Raw genomic sequence first — 8708 nt, forward strand, 5'->3', positions numbered from 1 at the left:
TGCGCGTACCGATTACGGCATCCAGCGGCCCTCGGGCAGCGCTTCGATCTGCGCACCGACGACATGGGCCAACCGGCGATCACTGCCGGGGGCCAAGGTCGTCCACGGTTGCCCGTCAGGGGCCATGCTGCCGCCGCCGATGATCCGGCCGGCCGCGGTGTCGTACACGGCGACGGCGGCGGGCGATCGCTCCGCGCTGCCGTCACGGTGGGAGTAGCACACCAACTCGGCGACCGAAATACACTGGCGCAGTGCCAGCCCAAGGGCCAGCGCGTCCGATTCGGACATGCCGAGCTGGTAGGCGGCGCTGGCCTCGGTGGTTCCCGCGTCGTCGAGCCGTCGACGCAGTTCGGCGGTGGGGGCGGTGAGCACCGGGATGTCCGCGGCTGGACGGGCGCCGAGCGCGGCCAGCAGCGGCCGGGCCAGTGCGACCGGATCCTCGTCACCCCACACGGTGCCGATCTGGATTTCGTCGCCCACTCGCACCGCCACCGCGTGGTCCAGGCCGCGCCGGGCCAGGCAGACTCGATGCACGTCGGCGCGCCGGATCCGCAGGGCCAGTTGCCTTTCCGGGCGGGCCAGGGCGAATATCGCCGTGGTCAGCTCGTCGTCGAGGACGTTCCCGTCCTCGTCGAGCACGCCGCGCGCATAAAGCTCCGCGACAGCGGCGACGCGGGCGGCAAGGAAGTCGGCGTGCTCGCTGTGTTGTGGGCGCAGGGCGAGAACCACCGGAAGGGTTTGCGCGCCGAGCGTTTCGGCGACGACGAGGGCGGCATCCACGGTCAGGTTCGTCATTGCGACGCCCCGGCGGTACGAGACTGCGCAACGCCGCCCAGAACTGGTGGTGCGGTGGCGAGCCCGGCCTGGACGACGATCTGCTCGCCGAGAGCTCCGGCCTCGGCTGCCACCGCCCGCTGACCGGCTTGCGGCGACGCCGGAACCGGCGAAGTCGTGGGCGGCGCGAGCATCGACGGTGGCGGTACCTGCGAGGCCGTTGCCACGACGGGAGCGCCGGCCGTTGCCGCCACGATCGGCGAGACGGGTTGCGGCATCGGCGTGATCACCAGCGACTCACCGCCGACTGTCAGGGTCGGAGCCGGAGCGACAGTCGATGCCGACAGGTCGACGACTGGCGAACCCCGCAGTGCGGGAGAAGAAACGGCCTGCGCGTCGGGCGGCGGCCCCGATGACCCGTCGCCGACCGGCTTCGGCGCCTGCTCGGCCAGTAGGGCGGCTCCCGCGGAGACGACGGGAGCCGTCTCCTGCTCCCACGCTGCGGACAGCTTCGCACTGCCCGCCTCGTAGGTGCGCATCACCTGGGCGGCGTGGTCGCGCAAGGCGTCGACCTGATGCTCGGCAGTGTCGAACAGTCCGGCAAGCGGTGCGCCGAGCAGCGTGCCGCTGACCATCTCCTCGGCCATCCGCACCGCCGCCGCCACCTCGTCCACGTGCGGCATCGTGAGCTGAGCGATCTCGTAGGCCGCGGCCTGCTCGGCGGCCGTGGCAGCATTGTGCTCGGCGGCGGTGGTGAGGTCGTCGAACCAGTCGGCCAGCTGCGCCAACCGGGCAATGCCCTCCGCGCTGGAATCCGATCCCCACGCGTTCCCGACAATGGCGAGAATGGCGCGATACTCGGCGCCGGCCTCGCCCAGGTGCAGTGCGAGCGCTGCGTAGGCAAGCCCCGCCTCGGCCATCGGCACGACGCCGGGACCGGTCGTCAGCTCGCGTGCCAGCTGCTCGGCCGGTACGGCGTCCCACATCGTGCCGGTGAAACCGGCGTGCGGAAGTTCGACCATCGCGTCACTCCTCGTCTCGGTGTTCGGCGCGCGGTGCTACGCCAGGCGCTGGAACGACTGCACGGCGTCGTCATCGGAATCCCCGACGAGGTCGGCGTGGGAACGCAGGTTCGCGGCGATCTTGCGCAGTTCGCCGACGCCCCCCAGGCAGGACTGCTCGAACGAAGCGCTGACTTGTCGCAGCACCTGCGCGGTGTGCCGCGACACCGGGTCGGCGGCGGCCGGCACCGGACGCAGCGCGTCACTGCGTTGAAGTAGCCCGCCCTCCAGGTCATCGGCCAGCATGTCCAGCCGACCGGCCGCCATCCTGGCGAGTTGGTGATCTATCGCGATGCTGCTCATCAACGTTCTCCTCTTAAAGGCTGAATGGCGTATCCGGGTCGGCGGTCGTTTCCACGCCGATGATGGGTGCTGCGGTCTCGGGCAGGCGGCCTCCGACCAGTTCGTCGCCATAGCGGGCATCGACAGGCGACTCAGGGCGGCCGCCCGCCGGGCGGGCCCGGTCGTCGCCGATCGAGCTGGCACCGGGTGCGAAAGGCGGTAGTACTTCATGCGAGTACGTGGAGGCCGACGCCGAAATCAGCGGCGTGCCGATCGGGCTCGCGGTCACCGTGATGACGCCTTCGGTTTGCCACACGCCCAGCGGAGCCGCCGCCGGGGCGACCGCCGCTCCCCCACTCGTCGACCCGACCGGCACGGCTGCCGCAGCGGAGCGCGTCGGAGCCGGTGCCGCGGGGTCGGCGGCAGGCTTGACCGGGAACTGCGCGGTCACCTCTTTACCGACGGTCTGCGCGACCGAGATCAACGGCGTCACCACCTGCTGCAACTGCGACAGCAACTGCGTCACGGTGGGCTGGTTCGGCGAGGAGGGCTCGACTCCGGCAGTGGCAGAGACCGATCCGTGGGAGCCCAGCGACCTGACCGCCGACACATCCGGCGCCGAGGGGCCGGCCGCCGAAACCGTCTGGGTGAGCGAACGCTGGACCTTGCCGAGGTCCGCGTGTTTCGGGTTGCGAGTCGGCACCGGCTTGCCCGCCTCGGTCATCTCCGCCGACTGCGCCAGCAACTGCGCCTTGGTCTGGGCGGTGATCGCCGTCGCCTCGGTGCCCGCCTCGATGGCGGTGGCCAGCAGCGCCGCCTGGCCGGGCGGCGTCACCAGCGTGGGCCCGAGCGCTGCGGTGGTCAGCGCGAAACGCGCCGCTACCGCCGCCATTTGCGCGTATCCGGTAGCGACGGTGCCCGCGGCGCCACCGGTGGTCAGGTTGATCCGCGCGGCCTGCTCGGAGATCGATGCGGACGTCGCCACGGTGTCGACCGCCGCCGCCGTCGCCGCCGTTGCCCCTGAGCTCTCCATCGACTGCAGCAGCTGAATGCCCGTGGAGGCCAGCTGCATCGCGGTGCGCACCGCGTCGACGACATTCCGCATCAACGTTTGCGGATTGAACTCCCCCGCGCCCAGGTTGCCGTTACCGTAGCCACTGATCAGGTCGGTTACCGGTTTGAACAGTGCCGCCGGGTCGAGCGGCGGGAGGAGCGGCAGACCCGGCAGCGGCGGGATAGCGGGAAACTGCGGCAAGCCGATGCCGGCCAGCAACTGCTGGGTCGGCTGATCGAGAAACGGAGCAGCCGGCGTATTTCGGAGCGCGTCGAGAACGGTCGGATGTAGCGGCGCCGCAGCGGGTTGCGCGGGAGTCACTGTTCGGCGCCCGTCAGCGTACCGAACGAAGCGACGCTGTGCTGCTCGGTCAGTTCATAGGACGCCGCGGCCACCCGCGCGGTATCGGCGGTGGTGGTGAGGATTTCGACGAGCTTGGTCAGTGCGGCGAAGTGGTTGGCCTGGGCGTAGGCGAAACTCGTCAGGAATTCGTGACCGATCAACCCGAAGGTCGGAGCGATGGCCGCTATGACAGCGGCTTGGTCGACGGCCCCCGCGACGGCGACCGTCGCCGCCATTCCGTCCGAAATCTCGCCGTATCGGCGGAATGTCTGCGGCTGCACATTGAGGACGTTCATCGCGGTACCCTCCTGGGCTGGTTCTGTGATCTCGATACCTAGACGGCTCGCGTCAGAAATCTAATTCGGGCCGCGGTGTCCGCAAGCGGTGCGCGAGCGGCGACCCCGGCTGTTCACCTGCCCGTTGACTCGGCCCCGCGGGCAGGGCAGCGCTAGCTGTTCACTTGACCGTTGAATTCGTCGATCAGTTGTCCGCGCGTTCCCAAAGCCCGCCGCACCGCCGCAGCGGCCGTGGCAACGAGCACCCGCTCGAACTCGGACGGCGACAGCATCGCAATCGCCTGTGTCAGACGGACATCGAGCAGTCGGCCCACCCCGTCGACCGAGACGGTGATGGCCCCCTCGGCATCGGTGTGGTCGACCCGGATCGCGGCGAGATCCGCGGCGAGCCGTCGCATCCGATCCAGTCGTGCGCGAGCACCCGCCTCGAGGGCAGCGAAATCTGTCACCACGAATCTCCATCCCGGTCGAGCCAGCTGTGCGGCTCGTACCCGTGCTCCGATTCCGCTGCGAGCTCGTAGTGTTCGACCGCGTCCTGGGACGGCAGTTCGAGCAGGTCCAGCGCCGATTCCGGGACACCGATCTCGGCCAGGTACGCACGCCGGAGCAAGCCGGCCCGGTTGGCCGCGAGCTTGCACAGCCGCAGAATGTCGTCACCGAGATCGTCCGGGTCGCGCCGCAGTTGGTCGGCGGTGAGCCGAATCGCCAGCGGCACAGCCGAATCGGTCGCGCTCACCACGATGTCGCCACCGCGCAGTGCGGCCTCACCGGTCGAATAGGGCGTGAAATCAGATTTCGGTGCTTCCAGTTCCGGCGCGTCCCGATCGAGCGTCGTCTCCGGGTCGGCCTCGGCCCCGTCGAAAACCGGACTCTCCTGGATCGTCGCGCCGAACATCGAGTCCGCGGACCACTCGGCGTCGATTCTCGGGGGTTGTTCAGACACGTCGCTCGTCCTCCATGGTCTGTGACACGGTCGCGATATCGGCGGCGATCATGGACGCCAGCGCCGTCCGATCGACCGCTGTCGCGACCGGTCCTGCCGTCTCGGCGACGGCGTAGCGGCCGTCATCGACCAGATCTCGCCATTCGATGCGGTAGGGCGTGATGCCGCGCGGCCCGAAGATCGAACTACCCATACGGGTTTCGATCACTCCGAGCCGCTCCGCGGGCCGTCGCAGCCACGCCGCGCTGGCGCGATCGGCCGCATAGTTGTCGTAGACCGGAGACCGGCCGTAGTGGTGGTCGGCCTCCGCGCTCGCCGGGCTGGTGATCAACGGAGTATCCGGCCCCCGCCCGGCCGCCCGAGCGGGGAGCGCGCCGACCACCGCACCGGCGAGCCGATCGGCATCGCCACTGGTGATCACATAACCGCCACTGTGCCAACGCGTTTCGCCGGGTAGCTGGCGAATCAGGACCCCCACGTCGCCCTGCCGGGCTCCGACCAGGCGAAGCCGGCCTGCGGGGTCGCCGCAATCGCGCGGGTCGAACGCCACCGCTGTGACCCGAATATCGGCGTGGGCGACCCGGGTGAGGGCGTCGTGCAGGGCGCCGTCAGCCGTCTCGTCCAGCCCGGCCAGCGCCGCCGCCGCCAGTCGCGCCCAGTCCCGCGTGTTGTCGCCACGATTCAGCGCGAACAGCGGCAACGGTAGCCGGTCCTGGAACAGCCTGTCCCACAAGGCGATCAGTTCCGTATCAGTGAGCTGCCAGGTGCGGCTCACCGATCGAGCACCGGTCTGATCGCGAGCCCCGGCTGCCCGAGCGCCTCGTCCAGATGCTCGGTCGAATCCAGCAGCTCGGACCGCTTCTTCTCCTTTTCCTCGCCATTCGGGCGGCCGGGATGACCGCCGAACGGGACACCCGGTTCGCGCCCACCAGCGGGTCCGGCCCGTCCGGTCAACTTCTCGTCCGGAACGGCGGTGAGGCGGGGGAACAGCTTGGTCTCCTGGTTTTTCAGCTGATCCAGGGCGAATACGCGACCGATCCCACCTCCGACGCCGCCGCCCTTGCCGACGAACGGGACGTTTCCCGGCGGCAGGAGGGCGGAATTCATCAGCCACGGGGTGCTGCCCGATGCTTCCGAGGTCAGGTCGTCGGGCAGGTTGCTCAGCGTCTCGAATGGGTTGTCCTTCAGCCCTTCCGGCAGGTTCGAGGTGTTCGGTCCCGTTTCGGTTCGGGGATTCGGGAGCCCGGAGGAGGGATCGTCGCCGTCGACGGGCGCGTTGCCACCGCCCGTCGGATTGTCGCCGACGGGCGTCGCGTCACCGCCGTTGTCGTCAGGGCCGGTCGGCGGCTCGTCGCCGGGATCACCGCCGGACCCGTCTGCACCGGGCGTGTCGAGCGCCTCGATCGGCGCGGTTCCGCCGACGTTCAGGCTCGGCGTCACCACCTCGTTCGGCTGGGGTAGCGCCACGATATGGGTCGTCAAATGCGTGTAGTTCTCGGTGTAATGCGTCTGGAAATGCTCTTGGAACCGGAGCAGGTCCGCGTCGTTCTGCGTGCTGGTCGTCGAGGGCGGTGGTTCGGGGGTCTGCGGCATGCCGTTCTTCGTCCGCTGCAGCCAGCCCGAGCTGAACACCAGCGAGTCACCCAACAGATTCATATCCGTCGTGAGCTGCTCGGAGGCGAATACGTACTGCGTGGTCGCCAGAATCGCCGCGTCCGCACCCGCGCCGGTCCATTGATCCGACGCACCGGCGATGGTGGTCCGCAGGGTGTCGAAACCACGGTCCAGCCCCGTGGACAGCCAGTACCACACACCACCCGCGTCGGCGACCGCCTGCGCATTGATCGACTGGCCGACGTTGTACAGAATCGACCAATCCAGCTGCGAGCCCGCCTCGGGCCAGAACAAGGCCGGGTCGTAGAGCGTCGTGGTATCCGGCTTGTTCGAATGCCGGGGAATCTTCACCGATTTGGGCGCTCCGCTGGGTGGCGTGCCCGGCGGGCTGTCGAAGGAGATCCCCTCGAAGCTCACGGCCGAGTTGTGCTCGGTGAGGGCGTATTTCTTGCCCGCGGCGAGGAACGTGTTGCCCATATTGGTGAGGATGTTGCGATGCCGATCCATGCGTTCCAGCAACTCGGTGGCGATCTTGGAGTTGAACAGGGCCCACATCTGCACCCCCGAGGCGCACGCGGCGAACACCGGACTCGCGCGTTCATAGTTGCCCTGCACCCAGCTGTGGACGCCGACAACGACATTCAGCATGTCCTCGACGTGCTGCGCGCACTTCTGCGCCGTCCCCGGCTCGAGCAGAAGGTCCGCGCCGCCCAAGCTCGCCCATTTGGTGTTGTCCGAGACATCGGAATCAAGTGCCATGTCGCAACTCCTATCAGCGCAATCGGTTCGGATCGGTCATCTCAACGGCCGTCGTCGTAGACGCTGAGCCGCGAGATTCCACCGCGCGACTCGTCCCCCTGGACGCGCTGCAGTTCACCGCATTCCCGTTCGATGAGCCGCACCAGCCGCTCGGCGTCGGTCGCGACCGCGGCCACCGGCGGCCCGGCATCGACGATGTAGCGGCCATCGCCGGGATGGTCTTCCCAGAAGATCCACTTGGTCACCTGCCCGCTCGGGCCGAAATTCGAGTGACCGTGCGTGATCTCGATCCGGCCGACCGTGGATTTCGGCGCGGCCTGCCACCCTCGGCTCCGAGTGTCGACATCGCGGTCGCCTTCGTCGTACAGCGAACTGCGACCGTGCCAGTGATCGAACACGGGCTCGGCCGTCGAGCTCAGCAATTCGACCTGCGACTGGCCGCCCGCCGCCATCGGGGGAAGCTTGTCCACGATCACTCGTGCGAGCTCCACCGCATCGCACTCGGTGATCACCAGTTCGTCGTGACTATAGGGTGACCGCACGCGGAATCCCTCGACCAGGATCGCTCGGTCGCCGAACAGCTTGCCCGCCATCGTCCACTGCCGGGCCAGATCATGGGGCGCGCTCTCATCATTGGCGAGCACCGCGATCCGCACATCGGCCTGCATCGACTTCACCATCGCCTCGGCCAGCGCCGGGTCCCACGCGGCCTGCAGCTCACCCCAGACCCGAGCCTTGACGAATTGGAAGTCGAAATGTCCCTTCACGTCGGCGACGTAGGCGAACGGCCAGCTCGTGCGGCGTCCCACCAATCGCTCACGCAGCACCAGGTATTCGAGGCCGGTGAGCCGCCAGGTCCGTGCCATCAGTTGCCACCCTCCGCCGCGATACCCGGGACGCCCGCCGATCCGGGCTCGCCGACGACATCATCGATCGACCTAGCCGTCGTGAAATCCTGGAAGACCGCGGGCTGATTGCCCGCCGCACGTCCTGGTACCCCCAGCTGAAGTAGTTCGAGCGCCTCGTTCGGGCTGGGCAACAGCGCCCGCGAGTCGACCGGCCCGGTCGCACCCGGTGGGAGGAGTAGCTCCTCGACCTCAGCTATATCCTCGCCGATCCGCTCGGCAGCCTCGGCCAATGCCTGCTTCACCGTCAGGGTGCCGTCCTCGACGGCTTTGGTCAGCGCTTGCAATCCCGGGCCGAGTTGGGCGGCAAGTTGATTGCCGAGCTGCGCGAGAGTCGTGATGCCGGAAGTGATGAGCTGCAACACTTCCGAGAACATGCTGAGCATCTCGGAGGCGGAGAGAGCGCCGCTGGCGCCGGTACCGGGGGCACCGCTCGGACCGGTACCCTGACCGGGATCGCCCGAGGGTGCGCCGCTCGTGCCGCCGTTTCCACTGGACCCGCCGTTTCCACTGCCCGAACCCGCGCCCGATCCGTTGCCGCTGCCGCCGGGTCCGCTTCCGGATCCGCCGCCGGTGCCACCGCTTCCGTTTGCGTTGGATTTGCCGCTGTTGTTGCCTCCGCCGCTGTTGTTGCCGTTCCCGCCACCATTGCCGCTGTTGTTGTCTCCGGTTCCCCCG

General features: G+C 68.7%; 11 protein-coding genes. All 11 read right to left on the minus strand.

Annotation, left to right across the window (positions count from 1 at the left end; translation table 11 throughout):
* Positions 1–12 precede the first annotated feature (12 nt).
* A complete protein-coding gene (locus ABZ824_RS31960; RefSeq protein WP_356967656.1) occupies positions 13–795 on the minus strand; it encodes an ESX secretion-associated protein EspG in 783 nt (260 codons plus the stop codon).
* Positions 792–1796 carry a PPE domain-containing protein gene (locus tag ABZ824_RS31965; protein WP_356967658.1) on the minus strand — a complete coding sequence of 335 codons (1005 nt, stop codon included), beginning with the start codon at positions 1794–1796 and terminating at the stop codon, positions 792–794. The genes ABZ824_RS31960 and ABZ824_RS31965 overlap by 4 nt, the downstream gene beginning before the upstream one ends.
* A 36-nt stretch (positions 1797–1832) precedes the next feature.
* Positions 1833–2138: a PE domain-containing protein gene (locus tag ABZ824_RS31970; protein ID WP_356967660.1), complete on the minus strand. Its 306-nt coding sequence runs from the start codon at positions 2136–2138 to the stop codon at positions 1833–1835.
* Positions 2139–2151: 13 nt separating this feature from the next.
* On the minus strand, positions 2152–3492 hold the full coding sequence (locus ABZ824_RS31975) for a hypothetical protein (RefSeq protein ID WP_356967662.1): 1341 nt from the start codon (positions 3490–3492) through the stop codon (positions 2152–2154).
* Positions 3489–3809: a type VII secretion target gene (locus ABZ824_RS31980; protein WP_356967663.1), complete on the minus strand. Its 321-nt coding sequence runs from the start codon at positions 3807–3809 to the stop codon at positions 3489–3491. Before ABZ824_RS31980 ends, ABZ824_RS31975 begins: the two co-directional genes overlap by 4 nt.
* Before the next feature lie 152 nt (positions 3810–3961).
* The gene (locus ABZ824_RS31985; RefSeq protein ID WP_356967665.1) at positions 3962–4207 is read right to left on the minus strand and encodes a YbaB/EbfC family nucleoid-associated protein; all 246 of its coding nucleotides are present in this window, start codon (positions 4205–4207) and stop codon (positions 3962–3964) included.
* Positions 4208–4254: 47 nt separating this feature from the next.
* On the minus strand, positions 4255–4752 hold the full coding sequence (locus tag ABZ824_RS31990; RefSeq protein ID WP_356967667.1) for a hypothetical protein: 498 nt from the start codon (positions 4750–4752) through the stop codon (positions 4255–4257).
* Complete coding sequence (locus ABZ824_RS31995; RefSeq protein WP_356967669.1) at positions 4745–5527, minus strand: ESX secretion-associated protein EspG; 783 nt, start codon at positions 5525–5527, stop codon at positions 4745–4747. Before ABZ824_RS31995 ends, ABZ824_RS31990 begins: the two co-directional genes overlap by 8 nt.
* A complete protein-coding gene (locus ABZ824_RS32000) occupies positions 5524–7125 on the minus strand; it encodes a hypothetical protein (protein WP_356967671.1) in 1602 nt (533 codons plus the stop codon). The genes ABZ824_RS31995 and ABZ824_RS32000 overlap by 4 nt, the downstream gene beginning before the upstream one ends.
* 41 nt (positions 7126–7166) lie before the next feature.
* Positions 7167–7991 carry an ESX secretion-associated protein EspG gene (locus ABZ824_RS32005; protein WP_356967673.1) on the minus strand — a complete coding sequence of 275 codons (825 nt, stop codon included), beginning with the start codon at positions 7989–7991 and terminating at the stop codon, positions 7167–7169.
* Positions 7991–8708: hypothetical protein (locus ABZ824_RS32010; protein WP_356967675.1), on the minus strand; the 718-nt coding region annotated here is incomplete at its 5' end. The genes ABZ824_RS32010 and ABZ824_RS32005, both read right to left, overlap by 1 nt.

Origin of the sequence: Nocardia sp. NPDC047038 (assembly GCF_040644075.1) — a bacterium.
Taxonomy (GTDB): Bacteria; Actinomycetota; Actinomycetes; order Mycobacteriales; family Mycobacteriaceae; genus Nocardia; species Nocardia sichangensis.